This is a genomic window from Micromonospora terminaliae (genome assembly GCF_009671205.1).
In the GTDB taxonomy this organism is placed as follows: Bacteria; Actinomycetota; Actinomycetes; order Mycobacteriales; family Micromonosporaceae; genus Micromonospora; species Micromonospora terminaliae.
Genome location: NZ_CP045309.1, coordinates 166,978 through 192,011, shown reverse-complemented (window position 1 = coordinate 192,011; position 25,034 = coordinate 166,978). Strand labels below are relative to the sequence as shown.

General features: G+C 74.8%; 24 protein-coding genes and 1 pseudogene. 10 read left to right on the top strand and 15 right to left on the bottom strand.

The window, feature by feature from the left end:
• Positions 1-31: 31 nt before the first annotated feature.
• From GCE86_RS00910 to rsmD, 3 genes are all read right to left on the bottom strand, one after another.
• Positions 32-529 (bottom strand): SPFH domain-containing protein, encoded by a 498-nt coding sequence (locus GCE86_RS00910; protein WP_091269033.1) that lies wholly within the window; start codon positions 527-529, stop codon positions 32-34.
• A gap of 225 nt (positions 530-754) precedes the next feature.
• A complete protein-coding gene (gene coaD / locus GCE86_RS00905) occupies positions 755-1,231 on the bottom strand; it encodes a pantetheine-phosphate adenylyltransferase (protein WP_154225138.1) in 477 nt (158 codons plus the stop codon).
• The gene (gene rsmD, locus GCE86_RS00900; RefSeq protein WP_154225137.1) at positions 1,228-1,791 is read right to left on the bottom strand and encodes a 16S rRNA (guanine(966)-N(2))-methyltransferase RsmD; all 564 of its coding nucleotides are present in this window, start codon (positions 1,789-1,791) and stop codon (positions 1,228-1,230) included. The genes coaD and rsmD overlap by 4 nt, the downstream gene beginning before the upstream one ends.
• A 288-nt stretch (positions 1,792-2,079) precedes the next feature.
• On the opposite strand from rsmD, the gene GCE86_RS00895 reads away from it, so the two are divergent.
• Positions 2,080-3,582 (top strand): LPXTG cell wall anchor domain-containing protein, encoded by a 1,503-nt coding sequence (locus tag GCE86_RS00895; protein WP_154225136.1) that lies wholly within the window; start codon positions 2,080-2,082, stop codon positions 3,580-3,582.
• A gap of 52 nt (positions 3,583-3,634) precedes the next feature.
• On the opposite strand, the gene GCE86_RS00890 is transcribed toward GCE86_RS00895, so the two are convergent.
• From GCE86_RS00890 to GCE86_RS00880, 3 genes are read right to left on the bottom strand one after another with little or no spacing between them, the layout of a single operon-like run.
• Entirely contained in the window at positions 3,635-4,561 is a 927-nt protein-coding gene (locus GCE86_RS00890; RefSeq protein WP_154225135.1) for a serine hydrolase domain-containing protein, read from the bottom strand.
• Between the two features lie 36 nt (positions 4,562-4,597).
• A complete protein-coding gene (gene recG, locus GCE86_RS00885) occupies positions 4,598-6,799 on the bottom strand; it encodes an ATP-dependent DNA helicase RecG (protein WP_154225134.1) in 2,202 nt (733 codons plus the stop codon).
• The gene (locus GCE86_RS00880; protein WP_154225133.1) at positions 6,796-8,406 is read right to left on the bottom strand and encodes a DAK2 domain-containing protein; all 1,611 of its coding nucleotides are present in this window, start codon (positions 8,404-8,406) and stop codon (positions 6,796-6,798) included. Before GCE86_RS00880 ends, recG begins: the two co-directional genes overlap by 4 nt.
• A 224-nt stretch (positions 8,407-8,630) precedes the next feature.
• Between GCE86_RS00880 and rpmB the strand changes: the two genes are divergently transcribed.
• A complete protein-coding gene (gene rpmB / locus GCE86_RS00875; RefSeq protein ID WP_091064024.1) occupies positions 8,631-8,822 on the top strand; it encodes a 50S ribosomal protein L28 in 192 nt (63 codons plus the stop codon).
• A gap of 187 nt (positions 8,823-9,009) precedes the next feature.
• Positions 9,010-10,266, top strand: coding sequence for an ATP-grasp domain-containing protein (locus GCE86_RS00870; protein WP_154225132.1), 1,257 nt, complete (start codon positions 9,010-9,012; stop codon positions 10,264-10,266).
• Between the two features lie 9 nt (positions 10,267-10,275).
• On the opposite strand, the gene GCE86_RS00865 is transcribed toward GCE86_RS00870, so the two are convergent.
• A complete protein-coding gene (locus GCE86_RS00865) occupies positions 10,276-10,737 on the bottom strand; it encodes a GNAT family N-acetyltransferase (protein ID WP_244317138.1) in 462 nt (153 codons plus the stop codon).
• Between the two features lie 64 nt (positions 10,738-10,801).
• The gene (locus tag GCE86_RS00860; RefSeq protein ID WP_154225130.1) at positions 10,802-11,749 is read right to left on the bottom strand and encodes a thiamine-phosphate kinase; all 948 of its coding nucleotides are present in this window, start codon (positions 11,747-11,749) and stop codon (positions 10,802-10,804) included.
• Between the two features lie 162 nt (positions 11,750-11,911).
• Between GCE86_RS00860 and GCE86_RS00855 the strand changes: the two genes are divergently transcribed.
• Both GCE86_RS00855 and GCE86_RS00850 read left to right on the top strand, forming a co-directional pair.
• The gene (locus tag GCE86_RS00855; protein ID WP_091268792.1) at positions 11,912-12,145 is read left to right on the top strand and encodes an Lrp/AsnC ligand binding domain-containing protein; all 234 of its coding nucleotides are present in this window, start codon (positions 11,912-11,914) and stop codon (positions 12,143-12,145) included.
• Positions 12,146-12,760 (top strand): DUF3515 family protein, encoded by a 615-nt coding sequence (locus tag GCE86_RS00850; protein ID WP_208818060.1) that lies wholly within the window; start codon positions 12,146-12,148, stop codon positions 12,758-12,760. It begins immediately after the preceding gene.
• A 23-nt stretch (positions 12,761-12,783) separates the two neighbouring features.
• Here GCE86_RS00850 and GCE86_RS00845 read toward each other — a convergent pair whose 3' ends face one another.
• Positions 12,784-13,878: a D-alanine--D-alanine ligase family protein gene (locus GCE86_RS00845; protein WP_154225129.1), complete on the bottom strand. Its 1,095-nt coding sequence runs from the start codon at positions 13,876-13,878 to the stop codon at positions 12,784-12,786.
• A 254-nt stretch (positions 13,879-14,132) separates the two neighbouring features.
• Positions 14,133-14,363 carry a hypothetical protein gene (locus tag GCE86_RS00840; protein ID WP_154225128.1) on the bottom strand — a complete coding sequence of 77 codons (231 nt, stop codon included), beginning with the start codon at positions 14,361-14,363 and terminating at the stop codon, positions 14,133-14,135.
• A 274-nt stretch (positions 14,364-14,637) separates the two neighbouring features.
• Here GCE86_RS00840 and GCE86_RS00835 point away from each other — a divergent pair, with 274 nt between their 5' ends.
• Positions 14,638-15,483: a helix-turn-helix domain-containing protein gene (locus GCE86_RS00835; protein ID WP_154225127.1), complete on the top strand. Its 846-nt coding sequence runs from the start codon at positions 14,638-14,640 to the stop codon at positions 15,481-15,483.
• A gap of 5 nt (positions 15,484-15,488) precedes the next feature.
• Positions 15,489-15,689 carry a DUF397 domain-containing protein gene (locus GCE86_RS00830; RefSeq protein ID WP_154225126.1) on the top strand — a complete coding sequence of 67 codons (201 nt, stop codon included), beginning with the start codon at positions 15,489-15,491 and terminating at the stop codon, positions 15,687-15,689.
• Between the two features lie 80 nt (positions 15,690-15,769).
• Here GCE86_RS00830 and GCE86_RS00825 read toward each other — a convergent pair whose 3' ends face one another.
• The 5 genes from GCE86_RS00825 to GCE86_RS00805 form a co-directional block, all read right to left on the bottom strand.
• Positions 15,770-16,822, bottom strand: coding sequence for an ROK family protein (locus GCE86_RS00825; RefSeq protein ID WP_154225125.1), 1,053 nt, complete (start codon positions 16,820-16,822; stop codon positions 15,770-15,772).
• A gap of 97 nt (positions 16,823-16,919) precedes the next feature.
• Positions 16,920-17,711 carry a putative protein N(5)-glutamine methyltransferase gene (locus tag GCE86_RS00820; RefSeq protein WP_154225124.1) on the bottom strand — a complete coding sequence of 264 codons (792 nt, stop codon included), beginning with the start codon at positions 17,709-17,711 and terminating at the stop codon, positions 16,920-16,922.
• Between the two features lie 171 nt (positions 17,712-17,882).
• Positions 17,883-18,995 (bottom strand): cystathionine gamma-lyase, encoded by a 1,113-nt coding sequence (locus GCE86_RS00815; protein ID WP_154225123.1) that lies wholly within the window; start codon positions 18,993-18,995, stop codon positions 17,883-17,885.
• A gap of 7 nt (positions 18,996-19,002) precedes the next feature.
• The gene (locus GCE86_RS00810) at positions 19,003-20,010 is read right to left on the bottom strand and encodes an NAD(P)H-dependent glycerol-3-phosphate dehydrogenase (protein WP_154225122.1); all 1,008 of its coding nucleotides are present in this window, start codon (positions 20,008-20,010) and stop codon (positions 19,003-19,005) included.
• Positions 20,011-20,065: 55 nt separating this feature from the next.
• A complete protein-coding gene (locus GCE86_RS00805; RefSeq protein WP_154225121.1) occupies positions 20,066-20,791 on the bottom strand; it encodes a lysophospholipid acyltransferase family protein in 726 nt (241 codons plus the stop codon).
• A gap of 111 nt (positions 20,792-20,902) precedes the next feature.
• Between GCE86_RS00805 and cofC the strand changes: the two are divergent.
• The 3 genes and pseudogenes from cofC to GCE86_RS00790 all read left to right on the top strand — a co-directional run.
• A pseudogene (cofC, locus tag GCE86_RS00800) lies at positions 20,903-21,535 on the top strand (2-phospho-L-lactate guanylyltransferase); the annotation flags it as partial.
• A 264-nt stretch (positions 21,536-21,799) separates the two neighbouring features.
• The gene (locus GCE86_RS00795; RefSeq protein ID WP_208818058.1) at positions 21,800-24,088 is read left to right on the top strand and encodes an RNA degradosome polyphosphate kinase; all 2,289 of its coding nucleotides are present in this window, start codon (positions 21,800-21,802) and stop codon (positions 24,086-24,088) included.
• A gap of 40 nt (positions 24,089-24,128) precedes the next feature.
• Complete coding sequence (locus tag GCE86_RS00790) at positions 24,129-25,010, top strand: NUDIX hydrolase (protein WP_154225118.1); 882 nt, start codon at positions 24,129-24,131, stop codon at positions 25,008-25,010.
• The last annotated feature ends 24 nt before the right edge of the window (positions 25,011-25,034 follow it).

Here is a 25,034-nt window from a genome sequence, read left to right as displayed (position 1 = left end):
TAGCGCGGCCGCCGACCGCCGCCGGCGTCGCTCAGAAGGGCAGCGGGCGGTCCGCCTCGTCGCCGGCGAAGGTGCCGATCTCCCGCAGCGCGTGCATCTTGTCCCGGCCGCGCTCTATCGAGGCGAGCGCCCGGGTCAGGAACTGCTCGAAGTTTGCCAGGGCGGTGTCGACATAGTCGTCGACCTCGTCCCGCAGGCGCTGCGCCTCGGCCCGGGCCTCCGCGATGATCCGCGCGCCCTCGTGCTCGGCGGAGACGGTGATCTCGTTCACCGAGACCAGGCGGGCGTGTTCCGCCTCACCCTCGCTGATGATCCGGTCGGCCTCGCGCTTGCCGGCCTCCATGATCTTGTCCCGCTCCTCCAGCAGCGCGGCGGCCCGGCGCAGGTCGGCGGGAAGCTCCACCCGCAGCTCGTCCAGAGCGGCGATCATCTCGCCCCGGTCGACCATGCAGTTGTTGCGCGACATCGGCACGGAGCGGGCCTGCTCCACCATGGCGATCAGTTCGTCGATGCGATCGAGCGGGTCCACCGGCACCTCACTCCTGTCATTGGTCGGCCGACCTTCATGATGCGGCCTGCGCCCGGGTTCAGCGCTGTCACATCATCATGTAACGCGCCCTGACCCCGTGCCGCTGCACCCTACCCGGCGCGTCGCTCACCCCCGGCGTGCCGATCTTGCACTTTCGGCCCCGACATTCCCTCCATACCGGGCATCGCAAGGGCCACATGTGCAAGATCACCGAGGGCCGGGGGGTTAGCGGCGCAGGCGGGCCACCAACTCATCGCGGACCACGTCCGGGACGTGTGCCGAGATGTCGCCGCCCCACTTGGCCACGTCCTTCACCAGGCTGGAGGAGAGGAACGAGTAGAGCGGGTTGGTCGGCATGAAGAGGGTCTCGACCCCGGCCAGGCCGATGTTCATCTGGGCCATCTGGAGCTCGTAGTCGAAGTCGCTGACCGCGCGCAGGCCCTTGATCAGCACGCTCGCGTGCTGGGCGCGGCAGAAGTCGACCAGCAGGCCGCGGAACGACTCGACCCGCACGTTCTCGTAGGACCCGGTCACCTCGCGGAGCATGTCGATGCGCTCCTCGACCGTGAACAGCCCCTGCTTCGACTGGTTGACCAGCACGCCGACGATCACCTCGTCGAAGAGCCGGCTCGCCCGGCCGATGATGTCGAGGTGTCCGTTGGTGACCGGGTCGAACGAGCCGGGACAGACCGCACGTCTCATGATCGGCGACCGTACCAAAGGGTGGTCTCGCCATAGCGGCGGCTGCGCTCGCCAGTGACGCCCTCCACCCACTCGACCGGGCCCGTGCGGCTGGAACGCTCGACGACCACGAGGGCGTCCGGGGCCAGCCAGCCACCGCCGACCAGCGCGGCCAGCATCGCGGTGATCTCGCCGTCGGGTACGGCGTAGGGCGGATCGGCGAAGACCACGTCGTACGGCCCACCGTCCGGGCCGGCGGCCAGCACGGTCGCCACCTTGCCGGTGACCAGGCGTGCGGCCGGAGCGGCCCGGAGCGCGGCGACGTTCTCGCGGATCACCCGGGCGGCCCGGGGGTCGGACTCGACCAGCAGCACATGGGCGGCACCCCGGGACAGTGCCTCCAGCCCGACCGCGCCGGAGCCGGCGTAGAGGTCGGCGACGCGGGCGCCGTCGAGGTCGAGCTCGGCCTGCACCGCGCTGAACAACGCCTCCCGGACCCGGTCCGAGGTCGGCCGGGTGCCGGCGCCGGGCGGCGCGGCGATCCGCCGGCCGCCGAGCGTCCCGCCCACGATCCGGGTCACCGTCGCTCGCTCCGCATGACCCGACGCTACGCGATGCCCGAACTGGGGTGCGCGGACCACCCGGCGCGACGGCCCGTCACCGGCGGTACATCAATGATCTCAAATCTATAACAGACCCTTTACGAGCCATCGGTAGCGGTAACGCCATCCGTGTCGATTTCGCTAGCGTCTGCCCGGTTGTCGGCTCGCCTCGCCGGCATCGGCATCGGGACGCCGCCGGCGCAGGAACCCCCGCGCGCCCGCGGCCCCCGCGCAACCACCCCGAACCCCCTCAATCCGGGAGTACCCGTGATCCGTACCAGGCTGTCGCCCCGGCGACCGCTCGCCGTGCTGGGCGCCGCCCTGCTCGGCCTCGTCGGGGCAGTGGCGGTCTCCGCACCCGCCAGCGCCCACCACACCACCATCAAGGCCACCTCCGCCTGTGACCAGCTCACCGGAGAGCGGGTCCTCACCTGGACGGTGGAGAACAGCGAACGGGACAAGGCCGCCACGCTCCAGCAGGTCACCCCGAACCCGAAGACCGACGTGACCGTCGCCGTCGAGGGCGCCTCCCCCGTCCCGCTGGAGGGCACCGTCGTTCCCGACGGCGGCTCCGTCCAGGCGGTCCAGCGCGTGCCCGGCGACACCCGGTCGGCCTCGCTGACCATCTACGCGCTGTGGAAGGCCAACGGCCAGGAACACACCGACACCGGCACCGTCGACCTGACCGGCGACCGCTCCTGCGCCCCGGCGCCCAAGTGCGTGGACCTCGACAAGGCCACCTACAGCCACACCTTCGACGGCCCGAAGGGCACCGCGACGGTCAAGCTCGACGACGACCTGCCGCTCTGCGGCGACGGCAAGCAGTGGTTCACCCTCGTCTCCTACTTCGCGCCGCGCCCGCGGTTCGCCACCCCGCAGTACGTCCACGGCACCCCGGACAGCGACTGGATCGGCGGCACCAGGACCTCCATCGAGCTGAAGGTCGACCTGCCCGACTGCAACACCCAGGTGGACCTGATCTGGGGCGACACGAGCCAGGTCATCGACCCGCTGACCGAGGACGGCAAGCGGTACGGCAACCTCAAGCTCGGCTCGCCGGGGGCACCCGGCAACCGGTCGCACGGCCCGCAGGGCTGGTACAACGGCGGCAGCCGCACCTGCGCCAACCCCGCCACCCTCTTCACCTCGAAGTGCGACGGCACGGTCGCCGTGGCCCTGAGCAACGACGGCAGCCTGAGCCGCTACGCGGTCGAGTTCGAGGTGCGCGGCGCGAACGGCTGGTCGAAGAAGGTGACCGTCGAGCCGGGCAAGGCGAACACCGACACCGTCGTCCCGGCCGCCAACGCCGGCGCCGTCGAGGTGCTGGTCGACGGGAAGGTGGTCGACAAGGGCACCTACTCCTGGCAGCGCCCGAAGGACTGCGCGCTGCCGACGGTGGCCACCAAGGCGAACTGCGACACCTTCACCCTCACCGTGACCAACCCCAAGGGTGGCCTGCCGGTGAAGGCCGAGCTGACCTACGGCGGGCGCACCGAGACCCGGACGGTCGCGCCCGGCGGGACCGAGAAGGTGACCTTCCAGGCCGGCAAGGACGACCAGGCCACCGTGGCCCTGCCCGACCTCGACCTGGAGATGCAGGCGGTCTACGCCCCCGAGGGGAACTGCGGCGGCAGCGGTGGCGGGGAGCCGGCCCTGCCGGTCACCGGCGCGGCGGCCGGCGTCATGGCCGCCGCGGCGGGTGCCCTGGTGGCGGCCGGCGCGGTGCTCTTCGTGGTGACCCGGCGGCGGCGGATCCGCTTCACCGCCTGACGTACGCGTGAGCAGAGGGCGCGCCGCCCACCCGGCCGGCGCGCCCTCGCCCTCATTCCAGCTCCGCCTTCAGCAGCGCGGGGTCGATCTCCGCCTGGTTGGTCAGCACCACGAGACGGCGGTCCGAGTCGGGGAACCAGGCCGCCAACGCCTTGTAGCCCCCGTTGTCCCCGGAGTGGTGGACGGCCCGTTCCCCGGCCAGCCGGCCGACGAAGAAGCCGTAGCCGTACGCCTCGCCGGGGCGGCCGGTCGGCGCGTGGGGGGCGGTCAGCACGGCCGCCGCCGCCGGCCCGAGCAGCCGTCCCCGGCGGGGCACGTCCAGCCAGGTGAGCAGGTCGGCGCCGGTGCACCAGACGTCCCCGGCGCCCATGCTCACCGTGTCCAGGTCCCAGGACGGCACGGGCCGGCCGCCCTCGTGCCCGGTGGCCACGTCGTCCCGCCCGGCGGCGCCGCCCGCGAAGCTGCCCGTCATGCCGAGCGGCGCGAAGACCTCCTCGGCGAGGAACGCGGCGTACGGGCGGCCGGACGCCCGCTCGACGGCCCGGGCCAGCAGGACGTAGCCGGGGCTGCTGTAGTGCCAGCCGGTGCCGGGGGCGAACAGCGGCGGCACGCCGGCGAAGACCGCCAGCAGCTTGTCGGGCTCGGCCGGCTCGGCCAGGTCGATCATCGGGTACTCCTCCCAATGACCCAGGCCCGAGGTGTGGGTGAGCAGATGGTGCGGGGTTATCCCGGACCAGGCCGCCGGCGGGTCCGGCAGCCAGCGGCCGATCGGGTCGTCCAGGCGCAGCGCGCCCCGCTCGGCGAGGAGCAGCACCGCGACGGCGGCCATCTGCTTGCTGATCGAGGCGATCTGGAACCGGGTCGCGGGCGTGCAGGGCGATGCGGTGGCCGCGTCGGCCGCACCGGTGACCCGGGACGTCAGGATCTCGTCGCCCTGGGCCAGCAGGAGCACGCCGCGGTCGAGAGAGGGTTTCGGCATCGGCCGAGCCTAGGCCGGAACGGCCACCCGGTGGGGTCAGCCCTTCTCCAGGTATTCGGCGCGTTCCTCGTCGACCAGGGCCGCGACCGAGGCGGCCAGCGCCGGGTGCCGGGCCAGTTCCGGGTCCTCCTCGACCAGGGTGATCGCCTCGGCCCGGGCGTCCCGGATGAGGTCGGTGTCGCGCAGCAGCGACAGCAGCCGCAGGTGGGACCGGCGGCCCGACTGGGTGGCGCCCAGCACGTCGCCCTCCCGGCGCTGCTCCAGGTCGAGCTCGGCGAGCTTGAACCCGTCCGTGGTCGAGGCGACCGCGTCGAGCCGTTCGCGGGCCGCGGAACCCTCCATGGCCTCGGTGACGAGCAGGCAGAGGCCGGCGGCCGAGCCCCGGCCCACCCGGCCACGCAGCTGGTGCAGTTGGGACACGCCGAACCGGTCGGCGTCCAGCACGATCATGACGGTGGCGTTGGGCACGTTGACGCCCACCTCGACCACCGTGGTGGCCACCAGCACGTCCAGGTCGCCGGCGGCGAAGGAGCGCATCACGGCGTCCTTCTCGTCGGCCGGCAGCCGCCCGTGCAGCACACCGATCCGCAGCCCGTGCAGCGGTCCCTCGGCCAGCAGCGGGGCCACCTCGGTCACGGCGAGCGGGGGCCGCCGGCCGTTGTCGTCCTCGCGCGGTGCCTCCTCATCGGAGGCCGGACCTTCGCCGATCCGCGGGCAGACCACGTACGCCTGGTGTCCCTTCGCGACCTCCTCGCGCAGCCGGCGCCAGGCCCGGTCGAGGAAGGCGGGCTTCTCGGCGGCCGGCACCACGTGCGAGGCGATCGGCGAGCGGCCCTGCGGCAGCTGCGACAGGGTGGAGGTCTCCAGATCGCCATAGACGGTCATGGCGACCGTGCGCGGGATCGGGGTGGCCGTCATGACCAGCACGTGCGGCGGCTGCTCGGCCTTGGCCCGCAGCGCGTCCCGCTGCTCCACGCCGAACCGGTGCTGCTCGTCGACCACGACGAGGCCCAGGTCGTCGAAGTCGACGCCCTCGTAGAGCAGGGCGTGGGTGCCGAGCACGATGCCGGCGCGCCCCTCGGCCACCTCGGCGAGTGCCCGCCGCCGGGCGGCCGCGCCCAGCGAGCCGGTGACCAGCTCCACCCGGGTGGCGTCGTCGGCGGCGCCCAGCTCGCCCGCCTGCGCGAGCGGGCCGAGCAGGTCGAGCATGCCCCGGTGGTGCTGGGCAGCGAGCACCTCGGTCGGGGCGAGCAGCGCGGCCTGCCCACCGGCGTCGACCACCTGGAGCATGGCCCGCAGCGCCACCACGGTCTTGCCGCTGCCCACCTCGCCCTGGAGCAGCCGGTGCATCGGGTGCGCGGTGGCCAGGTCGGCGGCGATCTCCCGGCCGACGGCCTGCTGGCCGGAGGTCAGCTCGTAGGGCAGCCGGGCGTCGAACGCGTCGAGCAGCCCGCCCGGCTTCGCCGGCCGGGCCTTCGCCGGCCACGCGGCGGCCCGGTGCTTGCGCTGCACCAGGGTGAGCTGCACGGCGAACGCCTCGTCCCACTTGAGCCGGCGGCGTGCTTTGTACAGCTCCTCCTTGCTGGTGGGCCGGTGGATCTCGCGCAGCGCGGCGCCGATGCCGACCAGGTTGCGGCTGGCCCGCACGGTGGCCGGCAGCGGGTCGTCCGGCGGGGTGAAGGTGTCCAGGACCACCCGCACGCAGCGGGCGATCACCCAGGTCGGCACGGCCGCGGCGGCCGGGTAGACCGGGATGAGCGCCCCGGCGAACTCCTCGACCTCCTCGTTGGCCGCCGCCTCGCCGTCGCCGCCCTCGCCGAGCAGCACGTATTCGGGGCCGTTGAGCTGCCGCTTGCCCCGGAACTCGGTGACCTTGCCGGCGAACAGCCCCCAGCGGCCGGGACGCAGCTCCCGCTCCCGCCACGCCTGGTTGCCGAAGAAGGTGAGGGTGAGCACCCCGCCGGAGTCGTCGCCGACGGTGACCTCCAGCAGGTTGCCCCGGCGCTGCCGCATCGGCCGGACCGCGGTGCGCTGCACCTGGGCCAGCACGGTGACCTGCTCCCCCACGTCCAGCGAGCGGATGTCGGTGTGCTCGCCGCGCTCGTCGTAGCGGCGGGGGAAGTGGTAGATCAGGTCGCCGGCGGTGTGCAGGTCGAGGTGGCTCGCCAGGGCCTTGGCCGTGCGCTCCCCGACCAGCTTCTTGAGCGGCGTGTCCACCGTCGCCGGTTCGCTCGTCATTCGACCCCCACCAGGAGCGGATAGTGCGGCTGGCCGCCCTCGTACGCCTGCACCTCGACGAACGGCCAGGACCGCTCGACGTGCTCGCGCACCCGGTCGGCCAGCCCGGCCGGGGCGTCCGCCCCGCAGAGCAGGGTGACCAGCTCGCCGCCGCCGCCGAGCATCCGGTCGACCACGGCGGTGCAGGTGTCGAGGAGGTCGGCGCCGATGAGGTGCACCTCCCCCTCGACCAGCGCCAGTACGTCGCCGGGCCGGCACGGCCCGGCCACGGTGAGCGCCTCCTTGCTCGCGTGGCAGACCTCCGCGTAGCGGCAGGCGCCGGCGGCCTCGGCCATGGCGATGACGTCGTCCTCGAAGCGGCGTTGCGGGTCCCGCACGGCGAGGGCGGCGAGGGCCTGCACCGGGGACCGGGTGGGCACCACGCTCACCTTCACCCCGAGGCCGTGCGCCTCCCGCGCGGCGGCGCTCGCCACCGACTGGGTGTTGGGGTCGTTGGGCAGCACCACCACCCGGGCGGCGCGCGTGGCCCGGATCGCGTCGAGCAGCTCGCCGGTCGACGGGTTGGCCGGCACCACGGTGGCGCCCTCGGCGCCGAACAGCTCGGCGATGCCGGCGCCGGTGGCCACCACCACGGCCGCCCGGCCGTCGGGTCGCGCTGCCGGGGGCGACAGCGCCGGGGCCGCCTGGTCGGCGAACCGGGTCACCGTGATCCGGTGCGGCCGGCCGGCCACCACCCCGGCCTCGACGGCCGCCCCGACGTCGTTGACGTGCACGTGCACGTTCCAGGTGCCGGCGTCGCCGACGATCACCAGGGAGTCGCCGAGGGCGTCCAGCTCGCCGCGCAGCCGGGCCACCGCCTCGTCGGTGGCGTCGAGCAGGTACTGCACCTCGTAGGCGTACGCCGAGGAGCCGGTCTCCCGGACGGCGGTGACGGGCGCCCGGGCCGCCGGCGGCGCGGGCGCCGCCTGCCGTGGGCTCTCCCCGGTGACCACCTCGACCAGCGCGTCGAGCAGCAGGCACAGGCCACGCCCGCCGGCGTCGACCACGCCGGCCCGGGCGAGCGCGGGCAACTGCTCGGGGGTACGCGCCAGCGCGCGGGCCGCCTCGCCGGCCGCCGCCCGGGCCACCGCGCGCAGGTCGTCGGAGTCGGCCCGCTCGGCCGCGCGGGCGGCGGCGGCGACCACGCTGAGCAGCGTGCCCTCGACCGGGTGGGCGACCGCGGCGTAGGCGGCCGTGGTGGCGTCGGCCAGCGCGGCGGCGAGCTGCCGGCCACGGACCGCCGGGGCGGCCGCGAGCGCGTCGGCGAAGCCGCGCAGGATCTGCGAGAGGATCACCCCGGAGTTGCCCCGGGCACCGAGCAGCGCGCCCCGGGCCATCAGCCGCAGGGCGTGCCCGTGCGGGGTGTGCCCGTCGTCGGGGAGGGTCTCCAGGTCCATGGCGAGGGCCTGCTGGGCCGACGTGAGGGTGAGCACCAGGTTGGTGCCGGTGTCGCCGTCGGGGACCGGGTAGACGTTGAGCTCGTCGATCTCGCCCTGATGGCGCTGGAGGGCGGCCAGCCCGCTCGCGCACCAGCGGCGCACCGCGGCGGCGTCGAGGGTGTCCAGCACGTCGGGAAGCCTACTGGCGCGCACCGACAGCCGCCGGGGCCCGCCCGGCGTGTCCCGGACGGTCCGGGGACGGGCCCGCCGCCGCCCGGCGGCCTCCCGGGTACGCTGGGCCGGTCCCGACCGGGCCGGTTGGGCGTCCGGGCCTGTCATCGGGTAACCTGGCCAGGTTGCCCGGGCTGCGCCTGGCGGCGACCTCATGAACGTTTCAATCCCAGGAGTATCCCGTGGCTAGCGTGTGCGACGTCTGTGGCAAGGGGCCGGGCTTCGGCCACAACGTGCCCTGGTCCAAGAAGAAGACCAACCGCCGCTGGAACCCGAACATCCAGTCGGTGCGCACCCCGGCCGGTGGCGGCACCACCAAGAAGCTGCAGGTCTGCACCTCGTGCATCAAGGCCGGCAAGGTCGCCCGCGCCTGACGCGGCCGCACCGCCTGCACAGTTTCGCCGGATGCCGGCGGACCCCTCGGGTCCGCCGGCTTTCGTCGTGCCCACCGGTCTCCCGCTGACGGGTCGCCGACCGTCCGAGGACCGGCCGCCCCGGCCCGGTTAGGGTGCTGCTGCGCCGGCCGTCCGTTCCGGTGCCAGGCGTGGGGAGGAACGACCGGTGGAGCTGGACCTGGGGCGGGAGCAGCTGGTGGTGGTCGGCGGGTCGTTCGGCTCGCTGCGCTGGTTCGACCAGGAGCTGCCGCCGGGCAGCGTGGTCCTGGTCGAGGAGCCGGACGTGATCCGGCGCCGCGGCCTGGACCGTTTCGTCGCCGGGCTGCCGCTGGTCGCCCGGCTGGTGCCGGCCGAGTACCAGACCGGCTTCGACGCCGACGCCCTGCTCGACCGCGAGCCCGGCCTCGCCGCCGCCCGGCTCGTCCTGCCCGGCCTGGAGTACGCCGTGGGCGCCGCCGCCCGGCTCGCCGACCGGCTCGGCCTGCCCGGCGCCGGGGTGCCCGCGGCCGACGTCTTCTCCGACAAGCACCGGATGCGGCTGCTGGCCGACGCGACCGGCCTGGCCAACCCCGCGTACGAGCTGGTCGACGACCCGGCGCGGGCCGAAGCGTTCGCCCGGGCGCACGGCGGCCGGTGCGTGCTCAAGCCCACCCGCCGGTCCGGCAGCCTGGGCGTGCAGCTGGTCAGCGATCCCGCGGAGATCGCCGGGCGGTGGGCGGCCAGCGCGGCGCCGCCGGAGCCGGACGAGGCCGTCGAGCGCGGTCTGCCCACCGGGGTCCTGGTCGAGGAGCTGCTGGTCGGCTCGGAACACAGCGTCGAGCTGCTGGTCGCCGACGGCGAGACGATCTTCGCGAACGTCACGGACAAGCGGGTCGCCCGCGGCCGGTACCCGGTGGAGACCGGGCACACGGTGCCGTCCGCGCTGCCGGGGGCCGAGCAGGCGGCGCTGCGGGACGCCGCGGTCCGGCTCGCCGGGGCGGCCGGCTTCCGCAGCGGCATGCTGCACAGCGAGTGGATCCTGGTCGACGGTGTGCCGACGCTGGTCGAGTGCGCCGCCCGGATGCCCGGCGACATGATCACCGCGCTGGTCTCGATCGCCTACGAGGTCGACTTCATCGAGGCGTACCTGCGGGTGCTGCGTGGCGAGCGGCCCACGCTGCCGGCCCGGCCGACCGGCGCGGCGGCCGTGGAGTTCCTGGTCGCCGCACCCGGCCGGGTCACCGCGGTGGACGGCCGCCGGGCCGCCCTGCGGGTGCCCGGTGTGCTCGACGTGCAGATCGAGGCGAAGGTCGGCGACCAGGTGCCGGAGCTGCTCTCCTCGGCGCACCGCAGCGGGCACCTGCTGGCCTGGGGCGCCACCCCCACCGACGCGGAGAGCGCCGCCCGCAAGGCCGCCGGCGAGATCCGGATCACCGCCGGCTGACGGCGCGGGTCAGAGCGTGCGGCCGTACGAGAGGCAGCCGGGCGCGTCCTGGTAGAAGCCGAAGTTCGGGATGCGCTCGTAGCCGGCCGAGGTGTACATGGCGATCGCCTCGGGCTGCTTGTCGCCGCACTCCAGGATGATCCGCTTGCGGCCGTGGTCCCGGGCGGACCGCTCGACGGCGGCGAGCACCGCTCGGGCCACGCCCCGGCCCCGGGCCGCCGGCGCCGTGTACATCCGCTTCAGCTCGGCCGTGTCGTCGCCGTGGCTGCGCCACCCGCCGCAGCCCACCGGCTCCCCGTCGAGGTAGGCCACCAGGAAGGTGCCGGCCGGCGGCTCGAACTCGGCCGCGTCGACCGGGGTGTCGTCGCCGTTGCCGCCGTACCGCGCGCCGAGGTCGGCCAGGGCCGCCCGGATCAACGCCTGCGACTCGGGCGCGTCGAAGCGCTGCGCCCGGATCTCGATCTCACTCACGGGATGCAAGCGTACGGCCGGTCCCCGGCCCGCCGGTGGCCCGATCACCCGCATCGGACGCAGATCACTCCCCCCGGCGGAAGTGGTCCCAGCCGGCCGGGCCCGCGTACGGCGTGCCGTCGACGGTCACCCCCGTTCCCTCGATCACCCGCCCGACCGGCCGCCAGCCCGCCGGCAGCGTCGCCTCCGCCGGGAAGGTCGCCGCCAGCGCGTGGTCGTCGCCCCCGGCCAGGATCCACGAGTACGGGTCGACGCCGAGCGCCTGCGCCGCGTCGCGCATCTGCCGGGGCACCTCGAACGCCTCCCGGGTGAGGTCGACGGCCACCCCGCTGGCCTTCGCCACGTGCCCCAGGTCGGCGAGCAGCCCGTCCGACACGTCGATCATGGCGGTGGCGCCGTGCGCGGCGGCCTCCGGGCCGGCGGCGTAGGGCACCTCGGGGCGGCGGAACGCCTCCACGAGCAGCCGGGGCGTGCGGAACCCCCGGGACAGCACGGTGTAGCCGGCGGCCGCCCAGCCGGTGCGCCCGGCGAGGGCCACCACGTCGCCGGGGCGGGCGCCGGAGCGGACCACCGGCGGCCGGCCGGCCAGGTCACCCAGGGCGGTCACCGCGACGGTCAGCGTCGGGCTGGCGGACATGTCCCCGCCCACCACGCTCGCGCCCACCAGGGCCGCCTCGGCGCCCAGCCCGTCGGCCAGCTCCTCGGCCCAGCCCGGGTCGAGGTCCGCCGGCATGCAGAGGGCGACCAGCAGCGCGGTCGGGGTGGCCCCCATGGCCGCGATGTCGGCCAGGTTGGCCGCCGCGGCCCGGTGCCCCACGTCCCGGGCCCCCGACCAGTCCCGGCGGAAGTGCCGCCCCTCGACCAGCACGTCGGTGGAGGCGACCACCCGCCGGTCCGGCGCCGCCACCACCGCCGCGTCGTCTCCGGGGCCGAGCAGGCAGCTCTCCCCCTGGGCCAACCGGGCGGTCACCCGGTCGATCAGCCCGAACTCACCGACACCCGCGACCGTCATGCCGTCCCCTCGTCGCGCTCTTCCAGCTCCGCAGTCCCGCCACCACTGCCCCACGTGTGCTCGCTCACCGCGGTCCCCCGGCGACCGAGACAGATCAGGGCCGCTCCGTAGGGTAGTTTCACCCTTCGGGCCGCCGAAGCGGCGACGGACGGAGGTCGAGTCGTGGTACAGGCGTACATCCTCATCCAGACGGAGGTCGGTCGCGCACGTGACGTGGCCGGTCAGATCGCGGACCTCGCCGGCGTGGTACGCGTCGACGCCGTCACCGGGCCCTACGACGTGGTCGTCCTCACCGAGGCGAACACCGTCGACGAGCTCGGCAAACTCATCGTCAGCAAGGTGCAGCTGGTGCCCGGCATCACCCGCACCCTCACGTGTTCGGTGGTGCGCCTGTAAGTGGAAGAGATCACGTCCTCCCCCGCCGCCGAGGAGTCCCGCCCGGCGCGCCGCGACCGGTCGACCCGCAGCGCCGCGCTCTGGGCCACCCTCGTCGCGGTGCCGGTCACCCTGGCGGTGGCCGGGTTCACCTTCGCCAAGCTCGCCCCGGACTCCCCGGCCGCCGCGCCGAGTCCGTCGGCGTCCGCCGCCCGGCCGCAGTCGAGCGCGCCGGTCGAGCTGCCGGCCCCGGCCCTGGCCGAGCGGCCCGCCACGGTGTGCCGCGCCCTGGTGTCGCAGCTGCCGGCGACCGTCCGCGACCTGGCGCAGCGTCCGGTCACCGCGGGCGCCGAGCAGAACGCCGCGTACGGCGATCCGGCGCTCACCGTTGCCTGCGGCGGCACGCCGCCGATCGTGCAGCCCACCGACGAGGTGTGGTCGGTGAACAAGGTCTGCTGGCATGCCGTGCAGGAGGCCGACGCCACCGTGCTGACCACCGTCGACCGGGAGACCCCGGTGCGGGTGCGGGTGCCGAAGCAGTACGAGCAGCCGCTCCAGTGGGTCACGCCGATCTCCGACGCGGTGGTCGCCTCGGTGCCCGCCGCGAAGACGGCACCGTCCGGCTGCTCCGCCTGACCGTCGCCGCGCCGGCCGCGGAGTCAGCGGCCGGCGCGGCGCAGGGCGGTGCGGATGAGCCGGTTGACCAGTTTCGGATACTCCAGCCCGCTGGCCGCCCACATGCGCGGGAACATCGAGGTCGGGGTGAAGCCCGGCATGGTGTTGATCTCGTTGAGATAGACGTCCAGCTCCGGGGTGACGAAGAAGTCGGCCCGGGCCAGGCCGGAGCAGTCCAGCGCGGTGAACGCGCGCGTGGCGTACTCGCGCACCTGCCGGGTCACGTGCTCGGGCAGGTTCGCCGGGATGTCGTACTCGCAGGCGTCGTCGATGTACTTGGCCTCGAAGTCGTACCAGTCGTGGCCGGAGACCACCCGCACCTCGGCCAGCACCGACGCCTCCGGGGCGCCGCCGGCCTCGCCCTCCAGCACGCCGCACTCGATCTCGCGGCCCACGATCGCGCCCTCGACGAGCACCTTCGTGTCGATCTCCCGGGCCGTGGCGACCGCCGCGTCGAGCTGCGCCCAGTCGTCGACCTTCGTGATGCCGAACGACGAACCGGCGCGGGACGGCTTCACGAAGACCGGCAGGCCGAGGCGCTCCTTGTCCTCCTCGGTCAGCGTCATCCCGGCGCGCAGCACCACGTACGGGCCGACCGGGATGCCCTCGGCGGCGCAGAGCTTCTTGGTGAACTCCTTGTCCATGGCGGCCGCCGAGGCGAACACGTTCGCACCGACGTAGGGGATGTCCGCCATCTCCAGCATCCCCTGGATGGTGCCGTCCTCCCCGTACGCGCCGTGCAGCACCGGAAAGACCACGTCCACGTCGGCCAGCGCCACCGGACCCTGGGTCGGGTCGAGCACCATGAGGCCACCCACGGCCGGGTCGGCGCGCAGCACAAGCTCGGCGCCGGAGCCGGCGGTGATCTCGGGGAGCTTGCGGTCGGCGATGGCGAGCTGGCCGGGGTCGCCGCTGGCCAGCACCCACTGGCCCTGCCGGGTGATGCCGACCGGCACGACCTCGAACTCGTCGGGGTCGAGGGCGGCCAGCACGCTGCCGGCGCTGACGCAGGAGATGCCGTGCTCCGGGCTGCGGCCGCCGAAGACGATCGCCACGCGGGTCTTACCTGGGGTGGTCACTCCGGTCACCTCTTCGTCCACGACTGCGGCTGGCCGTGCTCGCCGGGGGCGCTCACCCGCTTGACCTTACTGTGCGTGGCGAGCGTCGGTGGTGGATACCCGGGGAGACGGCACAGCAGGCCGCAGCCGGTCAACGAGTCGTATACGGGGAGTAACCGGATGGGCGGCGGTCAGGCCAGGCGGCCGGCGGCGGGACCTGCCACCGGCCGCCCGGCTCCCCGCCCCCGTCGCCGCGATCCGGGGGCGGGCCCGGTTCAGTTGAGGTGATCCGGGGTGCGCGGCCGGCGGCCGACCGCGATGACCTTGACCCGTTGCCGGCCGGCGCGGACCATGCCCAGCGCCATGAAGGCGCCGGCGATCCGGTCCGCCGCCTCGCGGCTGCTCGCGCCGACGACCTGCCGGCGCCGCTCGGGGCTGGTGCGCTCGTTGCGCCAGAGGCCGTCGAGGGGACGCACGTCGGTGAGGACCACGAGGAACCGGGTCATCCCCGCCCGCCCTCGTCCGCCGGCTGGCAGGCCGTCACCGTCATCGCCGCTCCTCCCCGTCCGGTGTGCCGGTCGGGGCACGCGACGATCGGGTCGTGGGGGAGTAAAACCCGATCGCCGCGCGCCCCATCCCCTCCGGTCGCTCACCACCACCGTCGCCACGACAACCGGCGGTGAGGACGCCGTCACAGATTGACAGGTGGACACGCGTGAATGCAACTCTCATCGATCTTCTCTCATGCCCAAGCTCCCGTTGATGTGCGACCATCGATGCATGGCGCCGAAGACCGCCCGGGCCCGACGGCTCGGCATCGCCCTGCGGACCCACCGGGAGGCCGCCGGCCTCACCCTGGAGGCCGCGGCCGACGAGATCAACAGCACCCGCAGCACCCTGTCCCGCTACGAGAACGCGCAGACGCTGGTCAGCCCGGCCACCGTGCGGGCGCTGCTCACCCTCTACGGGGTGGGGCCCGACGAGATCGCCGCGGCCGTGCAGCTCGCCAAGGACGCCCGCAAGCCGGGCTGGTGGGTCTCCTACTCGTACCTGCTGGACCGGCGGACCATCGACTTCATCGCCCTGGAGGCGGAGGCGACCGGCATCGCGAACTTCGAGCCGTCGGTGGTGCCCGGCCTGCTCCAGACCGCCGACTACATCCGGGGAGTGATGCGCGGTGGCCCGCACACCCTCAGCGACGAGCAGGTGGAGCAGCGGGTCAAGCTGCGCCTCGACCGCCAGCAACGGCTCACGGGTGACGATCCGCCGATCCTCGACGCCATCATCGACGAGGGGGCGTTACTGCGCCCGGTCGGGGACCGGACCGTGATGGGGGGTCAGCTCCAGCACCTGCTCAAGATGGCCGAACTGCCGAACATCACCGTGCAGGTGATCCCCCTCTCCGCCGGATACCACCGGGGGACCCGGGGGTCGCTGCACATCCTGGAGTTCGCCGACCCGGAGGACCCGATCATCGCCTCGGTGGAGACGGTCGCCGGGCAGATGGTGCTGGACCGGCCGGGCGACCTGCGCACCTGCACGAAGATCATGGAGCACCTGCGGACCGTGGCGCTGAGCCCGGCGGCCAGCCGGGACGAGCTGCTCCGCCTGCTGAACGAGAGGTAGGAAGCATGAACGGCACGAACAGCCACCGACGGCCGGTGACCGGCTGGCGCAAGAGCAGCCACAGCGGCGATGAGGGCGCGTGCGTCGAGATGGCGCCGCTGCCGGAGGCGGTCGCGGTCCGCGACTCCAAGGACCCGGCCGGCCCGGTGCTGGTGTTCCGCCCGGCCGCCTGGGCCGCCTTCACCGACGCCCCGCCGCGCCCCTGATCCGGCAGCCCTGATCCGCCGCCCCTGACTCGCCGGCCCTGACCCGCCGGCCCTGGTCCGCCGGGCGGCGACGCCGCGGCTCAGCCGGCGACCAGCGGGCCGGCGGCGGCCCCGCCGCGGACCGCCTCCAGCGCCGCGATGGCCACCCCGCGCGCCCCGGCCATGTCCCGGTCGGGCACCAGCGCGAAGGTCGCCACCGCGCGCTGCTCGGCGCGGAGCACGGTGTGCTCCCGCACGGTGGCCAGGAACCAGTCGCGGAACTCCGGCGCCGCCTCCACCACCCCGCCGCCCACGAAGTACGCGTGCGGGTCGGTGAAGTTGGCCGCGATGGTGAACAGCCGACCCAGCGCCATGGCCTGCTGGGTGAAGAGCTCGCGCGCCAGCGGGTCGCCCCGCTCGCCGTAGCCGCGGACGAGCTTCGCCGCCCGGGCCGGTTCCTCGGCGGCCAGCGGGTGCCCCGGGAACCGGCCCAGCCAGTACGGCAGCAGGTTGTTCGCGATGGCGGTGAGCGAGGCGACGCTCTCCACGTCGCCGGCGAAGCCGCAGGCGCACACGGGCACCGGCTGGCCCGGCCCGAGCAGCCCGTCGAGCGGGATGTGCACGTGCCCGAACTCGCCGGCCATGCCGGCCGCACCGCCGACCACCCGGCCGCTCTCGACCACGCCGCCACCGAGCCCGGTGCCCACGATCGCGGCGACCGAGGACCGGGCCATCGCGTCGGCGCCGAAATGCGTGTGGTGGGCGTAGAGGGCCGCCGCGTTGCCGTCGTTGGCGTAGACCACGGGCAGGCCGAGCCGGTGCTCCAGCGCGCTGCGCACGTCGTAGCCGCGCCAGGCGGGCTGGGAGAAGTTGGTCGAGCCGCGCGAGGAGATCACCCCGGTGGCGCTGGCCGGGCCGGGGGTGTCCAGCCCGACCGCGCGGACCAGCTCGCGGGGCACCCCGGTGAGCGCCAGCACCCCGTCCAGGGCCCGGGCGAGAGCCTCGATCGCCGCCTCCGGACCGGCCTGGACCTCGCTCGGGATCTCGACCAGCCCGTCCACCAGGAACCGGCCGTCGACCGTCAGCACGGTGGCGTTGTTGCTCGTGCCGCCGTTGTCCAGACCCACCACCACCGGCACACCCGCACTGCCCACCGCCACCGCCTCCCGCCGAGCCTGACCTGAGGCTAGTTGCCGCCGCGGGGTCCCGCCACGGTCGCGCGGCCCGCCCGGGTGGGCGGGGCCGGGCGCCTCACCCGGGGCGGCGGGCCGTGACGGCGGTGGCCTCCAGGTCGTCGTCGTGCACCACGGACGGGTCCAGGCCGGCGTCGGTGAGGATGGCGCAGAGCGCCGTGGCCTGGCCGGCGCTCACCTCCACCGCGAGGTGCCCACCGGGGGCCAGCCACTCGGCCGCGCCGGCGGCCACCCGGCGCAGCACGGCCAGCCCGTCCGCGCCGCCGTCCAGCGCCACCGGGGCCTCGTGCAGCCGCGCCTCCGGCGGCAGCATGGCCACCGCGTCGCTCGGCACGTACGGGGCGTTCGCCACCACCAGGTCCAGCCGCCCCCGCCACCGGGCCGGCAGCGGCGCGAACAGGTCGCCCTGGTAGACCGGCACGCCCAGCGGGGTCAGGTTGCGCCGGGCGCAGGCCACCGCGGCCGGGTCGACGTCGGCGGCGGCCAGCCAGCGGGGCGCCAGCCGGCCGTGCAGCACCAGCGCGGCGGCGCCCGAACCGCAGCAGAGGTCGAGCACGGCGGGCGACGGGCCGGCCACCGCCGCGGCGGCGGTGACCAGCAGGGCGGTCCGCCCGCGGGGCACGAACACCCCGGGGTCGACGGCGACCCGCAGGCCGCAGAACTCGGCCCAGCCGAGCAGGTGCTCGAGCGGCAGGCCGGCGACCCGGCGGTCGACCAGGTCGGTCAGCGCCTCGGCCGAGTCGGCGGCGGCGATGAGCAGCTCCGCCTCGTCCTCGGCGAAGACGCAGCCGGCGGCGCGCAACCGCCGGACGAGGGCGGGACGGTCCGGGGAGAACAGGGTGGCTGGCATGGCAGGCCTTTCGGAACGCTCGTCGGCGCTCCCGGCGTCGCCTAACCCTGGGGCGACGCGGACTCGGAGGGAGCGCCGGTCCTCTGCTGGTGGATCGGTCTCACCTCCTCCGGTCGGGGCCCACGCGGGCCGCTGCTGCCCCGTCAGCGTAGCGGAGCGGCCGGGCCGGCGTCAGGCCGCGTCGAGCGCGGCGGTCACGTCGGCGACCAGGTCGGCGGCGTCCTCGATGCCACAGGAGAGCCGGACGAAGCCGGGCGCCGTGTCGTCCCCCCACTGGGCCCGGCGGTCGGCGGTGGTGTGCAGCCCGCCGAACGAGGTGGCGGCGGACACCAGCCGGGACGCGTCGAGGAACCGGGCGACCCGGTCGGCGTCACCCAGGTCGAAGGAGAGCACGCCCGGCATCCGTCGCATCTGGACCGACGCCACCGCGTACGCCGGGTCGGTCGCCAGCCCCGGCCAGCGCAGGCCGGTGACATCGTCGCGGCCGGCGAGCAGCCGGGCCAGCGCCTCGGCGTTGGCGGTCTGCCGGCCCAGCCGCAGGTCCACGGTCGCCAGCGAGCGGTGGGCCAGCCAGCAGTCGAACGGCCCGGGCACCCCGCCGGTCGTGGTCCGCCAGGCGGTCACCGCGTCGAGCAGCTCGGCCGAGCGGGTCGCCACGTAACCGAGCAGCAGGTCCGAATGGCCGGTGAGGGCCTTGGTGCCGGAGGCGACCACCACGTCGGCGCCGAGCTCCAGCGGGCGCTGCCCGAGCGGGGTGGCGGTGGTGTTGTCGACGGCCACCAGCGCTCCGGCGCCGTGCGCCGCGACAGCCAGCGCCGGCACGTCGGCCACGTCCAGGCCGGGGTTCGCCGGTGTCTCCAGCAGCACCAGCCGGACGCCCTCGAACGACGGGTACGGGCCGGCCGTCGGCACGAAACCGACGCGTACCCCGATGCCCTCCAGGGTGGCGGTGGCGAAGGCGCGCACCGGGAAGTAGCCGTCGGCGGGGAGCAGCACGGTGTCGCCGGGGCGCAGCAGGGCCAGCAGCAGCCCCGTGATGGCCGCCTGGCCGCTGGCGAAGACCCGGCAGTCGCCGCCCTCCAGCTCGCCGACGGCCGCCTCCAGCAGCCGCCGGGTGGGGTTGTCCGGCCGCCCGTACCCGTTGGGGGTCGCCTCCGGCCCCCGCCACGGGTCCAGGTGGTACGGCGCCGCGAAGACCGGCCCGGGCAGGAAGGGCTGGCCCGGTTCCGGCGCGGGCAGCCCGGCGTGCACGCTGCGCGTGCCGTCACCCCACTCGTCGGTCATCGCCGCCTCACTCGTACGACTCGGGCTTCGCGGTGCGGCTCATGAGGGCGTCCACGGCGAGCCGCGGGTCCATCCCCTCGTGGCAGATCCGCTCGATCTGCTCGGTGATCGGCATCTCGACGCCGTGCGCCCGGGCCAGGTCCCGGATGGCGAGGCAGCTCTTCACGCCCTCGGCGGTCTGCCGGGTGGCCGCCTGCGCCTGCTCCAGCGTCTCCCCCCGGCCCAGGTGCTCGCCGAAGGTGCGGTTGCGGGCCAGCGGCGACGTGCAGGAGGCCACGAGGTCGCCCATGCCGGCCAGCCCGGCGAAGGTGATCGGATCGGCGCCCAGGGCCACGCCAAGCCGGGCGGTCTCGGCCAGGCCGCGGGTCATGAGCATGGCGCGGGTGTTGTCGCCGAAGCCCATGGCGGTCGCGATGCCGTACGACAGGGCGATCACGTTCTTCACGGCTCCGCCCAGCTCGCAGCCGATCACGTCGTCGTTGGTGTACGGCCGGAAGTACGGCGTGCGGATCGACGACTGCACCAGGGCGGTCCGGCGGCTGTCGGTGCCGGCGACCACGGTCGCGGCCGGCTGCTCGGCGGCGATCTCCGGGGCCAGGTTGGGGCCGGAGACGACGACCACCCGGTCGGCCGGCACCCCGGCGGTCTCCATGATCACCTGGCTCATCCGCTTGGTGGTGCCCAGCTCGATGCCCTTCATGAGTGAGACGAGCGTGGCGTCCGGGTCCAGGTACGGGGTCCACTCGGCGAGGTTGCCGCGCAGCGTCTGCGACGGCACGGAGAGCACCACCACCTCGGCGCCGGCGATGGCCTCCTCGGCGTCACCGGTCGCGGTGACCCGGTCGGGCAGCCGCACGTCCGGCAGGTAGTCCGGATTGTGGCGCCCGGTCCGGATCGCCTCGGCCACCGAGGCGCGCCGGGCCAGGATGGTCACCTCCCGGCCGGCGTCGGCAAGGATCTTGGCGAAGGCGGTGCCCCACGAGCCCGCTCCCAACACCGCGACATGCCCGCTCACTGCGCCACCTTCGTTCGCGACTGCGGGGCTCGCAACACCGGCTCACTCCTCGCGCTCACTCGGTCACCTCGGGCGTACGCGTCCGGGCCGGCCGCTCCCACAGCGGCGGCGGTGTGCCACCGCGGATCTCCGCCACCAGGTCCCGGATCCGCAGCATGATCGTGTCGGTCATCTCCTCCAGGATCGCCCGGGTCGGCGTGGCGCCCGCCCACCGGCTCAGGTCGACCGGCGGCCCGGCGACCACCGTCACCGGGGTACGCGGGCGCAGCCCGACGCGGGCGGTCCGCGGGTCGAACATCTTCTCCGGGCCGACCATGGCGACCGGGATCACCGGGGCGCCGGTGGCCAGCGCCAGCCGGGCCGCGCCGGTCTTGCCCTTCATGGGCCACAGGTCCGGCTCGCGGGTGGTGGTCCCCTCCGGGTAGATCACCACCGCGCCACCCTCGTGCACGGCGGCCACCAGCTTGTCCAGCGACCGGGCCGCCTCGACGCTGCCGCGCTCCACCGGGATCTGCTTGCAGCGGTGCAGGATCCAGCCGATCACCGGCACCCGGAACACGCTGGCCTTGCCGAGGAACTGCGGCCAGCGCCCGGCGTCGTGGATGAAGTGCGCGGACACCAGCGGGTCCGCGTGCGAGATGTGGTTCGGCACGATGATGATCCCGCCCTCGCGGGGCAGGTGCTCCATCCCCCGCCAGGTGCGGCGGGTCCAGACGGTCAACACCGGCTTCACCAGCACCACGGCGAACCGTGGCCAGAATCCCAGCCTCCGCGGTGCCACCCTGCCTCCTCGTTCCGCCCCACGCGCGCGCACGCCCCGGGACGAAATCATGCCTGCTCGCTCCCGGTCCGGCCAGTGAGGGTACCGCCGGGCGGCTGGCAGGATTGTCACGTGCCTGAGCCGACCTGGACCGTGGTGGTGCCGGTGAAGCGCCTCGGGGTGGCGAAGAGCCGCCTGCGCGGGGCGCTGCCCGGCGTACCCCATGAGGAGCTGGCGCTGGCCCTCGCGGCCGACACGGTCCGCGCGGTGCGGGCCTGCCCGGCGGTGGCCCGGGTGCTCGTGGTGACCGACGATCCCCGGGTCGCGGCGGAGGCGACCGCGGCCGGCGCGGCGGTCGCGCCGGACCCGGCGGCCGGCCTGAACGCGGCCTTCCGGCACGGCGCGGCGGTGGCCGGCGCGGGCGCCGCCGTGGCCGGCCTGACCGCCGACCTGCCCGCGCTGCGCCCGGCCGACCTGGCCGCGGCGCTCCGGGCCGTTCCTGCCGACGGGGTACGCGGATTCGTGGCCGACGCCCCGGGCAGCGGCACCGTGCTGCTCGCCGCGCCACCCGGGGTGCCCCTGGCGCCCCGGTTCGGGCCCGGCTCGGCGGCGGCGCACGCGGCGAGCGGGGCGCTGCCGCTGCCCGGCGGCTGGCCCACGCTGCGCCGGGACGTGGACACCCCGGCCGACCTCGCGGCCGCCGCCCGCCTCGGCGCCGGTCCGCGCACCGCCGCGCTGCTGGCCCGGGCCGGCGGGGACGTCGGGTACGGTGCTGGCATGCAGGGCACGGTGGCCACCTACGACGCGTCGACCCGCAGCGGCGTGCTGCTCCTCGACGACGGCACCGAGCTGGCGTTCCCGGCCCGCGCGTTCGACGCCTCCGGCCTGCGGCTGCTCCGGCTCGGGCAGCGGGTCCGCATCGAGCGGGACGCCGCCGGCGAGGTCGTCCGGGTGACATTGCCGACGATGGCGTGACCAACCTGCCCCGAGTTCATTTTCCGTTCACCCTCGTCGGGGAATCATGAGGTGGTGAGCACCCCTCGCGAGCAGCCCGACGGTCCCCGTAACCTCGTCGACCCCGGCGCGCCCCGCAACGGCGCGTCGACCCGCGGCGCCGACGGCCGGTTCCGCCGCGTCCGCCCCCCGGAGGAGAGCGTCAGCCCGGAGCCCGTCGCGGCGGCCTCCGCCGGGCTGGAGGAGACCCTCGACCCGGTCGAGGGGCCGGGGCCGCAGCTGGAGCCCCCGACAGCCCGGCCGCTGCCGGAGGACCGGTTCTTCAACCGGGAGCTCTCCTGGCTCGACTTCAACGCCCGGGTGCTGGCCCTGGCCGAGGATCCCCGCACCCCGCTGCTGGAGCGGGCCAAGTTCCTGGCCATCTTCGCCAGCAACCTGGACGAGTTCTACATGGTGCGGGTGGCCGGGCTGAAGCGCCGGCTCTCCGCCGGCCTGCCGGTGCGCGGCGGTGACCGGCTGCCACTGCGCACCCAGCTGGAGCGGATCACGGAGAAGACCGCCGACCTGGTCGCCCGGCACGCCGCCTGCTTCGTCGACGACGTGCTGCCGAAGCTGGCCGCCGAGGACATCCGGATCCTGCGCTGGAGCGACCTCGACGACGCCGAGCGGGAACGGCTGCGCACCTGGTTCCGGGAGCACATCTTCCCGGTGCTCACCCCACTCGCGGTGGACCCGGCGCACCCGTTCCCGTACATCTCGGGCCGGTCGCTGAACCTGGCCGTCTCGGTACGCGACCCGGACGGCGGCTCGGAGCTGTTCGCCCGGGTGAAGGTGCCGAACAACGTGCCCCGGTTCGTCCGGGTGGCCCGCGACGAGCCGGGGGTGCGCTTCCTGCCCGTGGAGGACCTCATCTCCGTGCACCTCGGGCAGCTCTTCTCCGGCATGCAGGTGGTCGAGTGCCACCTGTTCCGGGTGACCCGCAACGCCGAGGTGGAGGTGGACGAGGACCGCGACGAGGACCTGCTCCAGGCCCTGGAGCGGGAGCTGGCGCGGCGCCGGTTCGGCCCGCCCGTACGCCTCGAGGTGGCCGCCTCCATCTCCGACCACATGCTGGAGCTGCTCGTCCGCGAGCTGGACATGGACGGCCACGACGTGCTCCGGGTCCGCGGCCTGCTCGACCTCTCGGCGCTCTGGCAGGTCTACGGCGAGGCCGACCGGCCCGACCTCAAGGACCCGCCGTTCGTGCCGGCCACCCACCCCCGGCTCGCCGAGGGCGAGGTGCCGCGCAGCGTCTTCGCCACCCTGCGGGACGGCGACGTGCTGGTGCACCACCCGTACCACTCGTTCGCGACCAGCGTGCAGCGCTTCGTCGAGCAGGCCGCCGCCGACCCGAACGTGCTGGCCATCAAGCAGACCCTCTACCGCACCAGCGGCGACTCCCCCATCGTCGACGCGCTGGTCGATGCGGCCGCCGCCGGCAAGCAGGTGGTGGTGCTCGTCGAGCTGAAGGCCCGCTTCGACGAGGTGGCCAACATCGGCTGGGCGCGCACCCTGGAGCGGGCCGGCTGCCACGTGGTCTACGGCCTGGTCGGCCTGAAGACCCACTGCAAGACCGCCCTGGTCGTACGCCAGGAGGGCAACCAGATCCGCCGCTACTGCCACATCGGCACCGGCAACTACCACCCGAAGACCGCCCGGCTCTACGAGGACTTCGGCATGCTCACCGCCGACCCGGAGATCGGGGCCGACCTCACCGACCTGTTCAACGTGCTCACCGGCTACAGCCGGCAGACCGCGTACCGGCGGCTGCTGGTGGCCCCGCAGGGCATCCGAAGCGGCCTCGTGGAACGGATCGAGCGGGAGATCGAGCACGTGCGGCTCGGCATGCCGGGGCTCGTGCAGTTCAAGGTGAACGCGCTGGTCGACGAGGAGATCACCGACGCGCTCTACCGGGCGTCCATCGCCGGGGTGCACGTCGACCTGCTGATCCGGGGCATGTGCACGCTGCGGCCGGGCGTGCCGGGCCTGTCGGAGAACATCCGGGTCCGCTCGATCCTCGGCCGGTTCCTGGAGCACTCGCGCATCTTCCGGTTCGGCAACAACGGCGACGCGGAGTTCTGGATGGGCTCGGCCGATCTCATGCACCGCAACCTCGACCGCCGGGTGGAGGCGCTGGTGCAGGTGAGCGACCCGGTGGCCCGGGCCGAGCTCGACCACGTGCTGACCGCCGCGTTCAGCCCCGAGGTGGACGCGTTCGAGCTGGCCGGGGACGGCACCTGGCAGCGGCGTACCGGCACCGACGACACGCCGCTGACCCACCTCCAGGACCTGCTCCTGCACCGGGTCGGCGGCAGGGCGGGCTGACCGGACCACGGCCCGCTCGGAGCGGGCATACGGTGAGCGGATGACGGACGACGAGCCGGTGCGGATCCGGGCGGCGGGCGGGGTCGTCTGGCGCCCGGCCGGATCCGGCGTCGAGGTCTGCCTCGTGCACCGCCCCCGGTACGGCGACTGGTCACTGCCGAAGGGCAAGCTGGACACCGGCGAACACCCGCTGCGGGCCGCCGTCCGCGAGGTCGCCGAGGAGACCGACGTCCGGGCCGTGCCGCAGGTACGCCTGCCGGGCGCCCGCTACCGCAGCGAGGGCCGGTCGAAGGCCGTCGACTACTGGTCGATGCGGGCGGTCGCCCGGGGCGGCTTCCAGCCGGACACCGAGGTGGACGAGGTGGCCTGGTTCCCCACCGACGAGGCGGCACGCCGGGTCAGCTACCCGCACGACGCCGAGGTGATCGCCGCGTTCGCGGCGCTGCCGCCGGTCACCGCCACCCTGCTGCTGGTCCGGCACGCGCACGCCGGCAAGCGGGGCACCTGGACCGGCCCGGACGACGGCCGGCCGCTGGACGCCGAGGGCTGGGCCCAGGCGCAGGCGCTCGCGCCCCTAGTCGCCCTGGTCCGCCCGGCCCGCCTGGTCTCCGCCTCGGCCCGGCGCTGCGTGCAGACCCTCGACCCGGCGGCCGCCCTGCTGGACCTGCCCATCGAGGTGGTCGGCGACCTCGACGAGCCGCGACCCGGCCAGCAGGTGGACGAGTGCGCGCTGGCCGCCGCCGCCCGGCTGGCCGCGCTGGCCGCCGCCGGGGAACCGGTCGCCGTGTGCAGCCAGGGCAAGGTGATCCCCGGCGCGCTGGAACGGCTGACCGGGCGCGCCGACGACTTCACCACCCCGAAGGGCGGCGGCTGGCTGCTCGCCTTCACGGGCGACCGCCTCGTCGCGGCCGACCGCCTCTGATCCGGCGCGGCGGCTCCCGGCGGC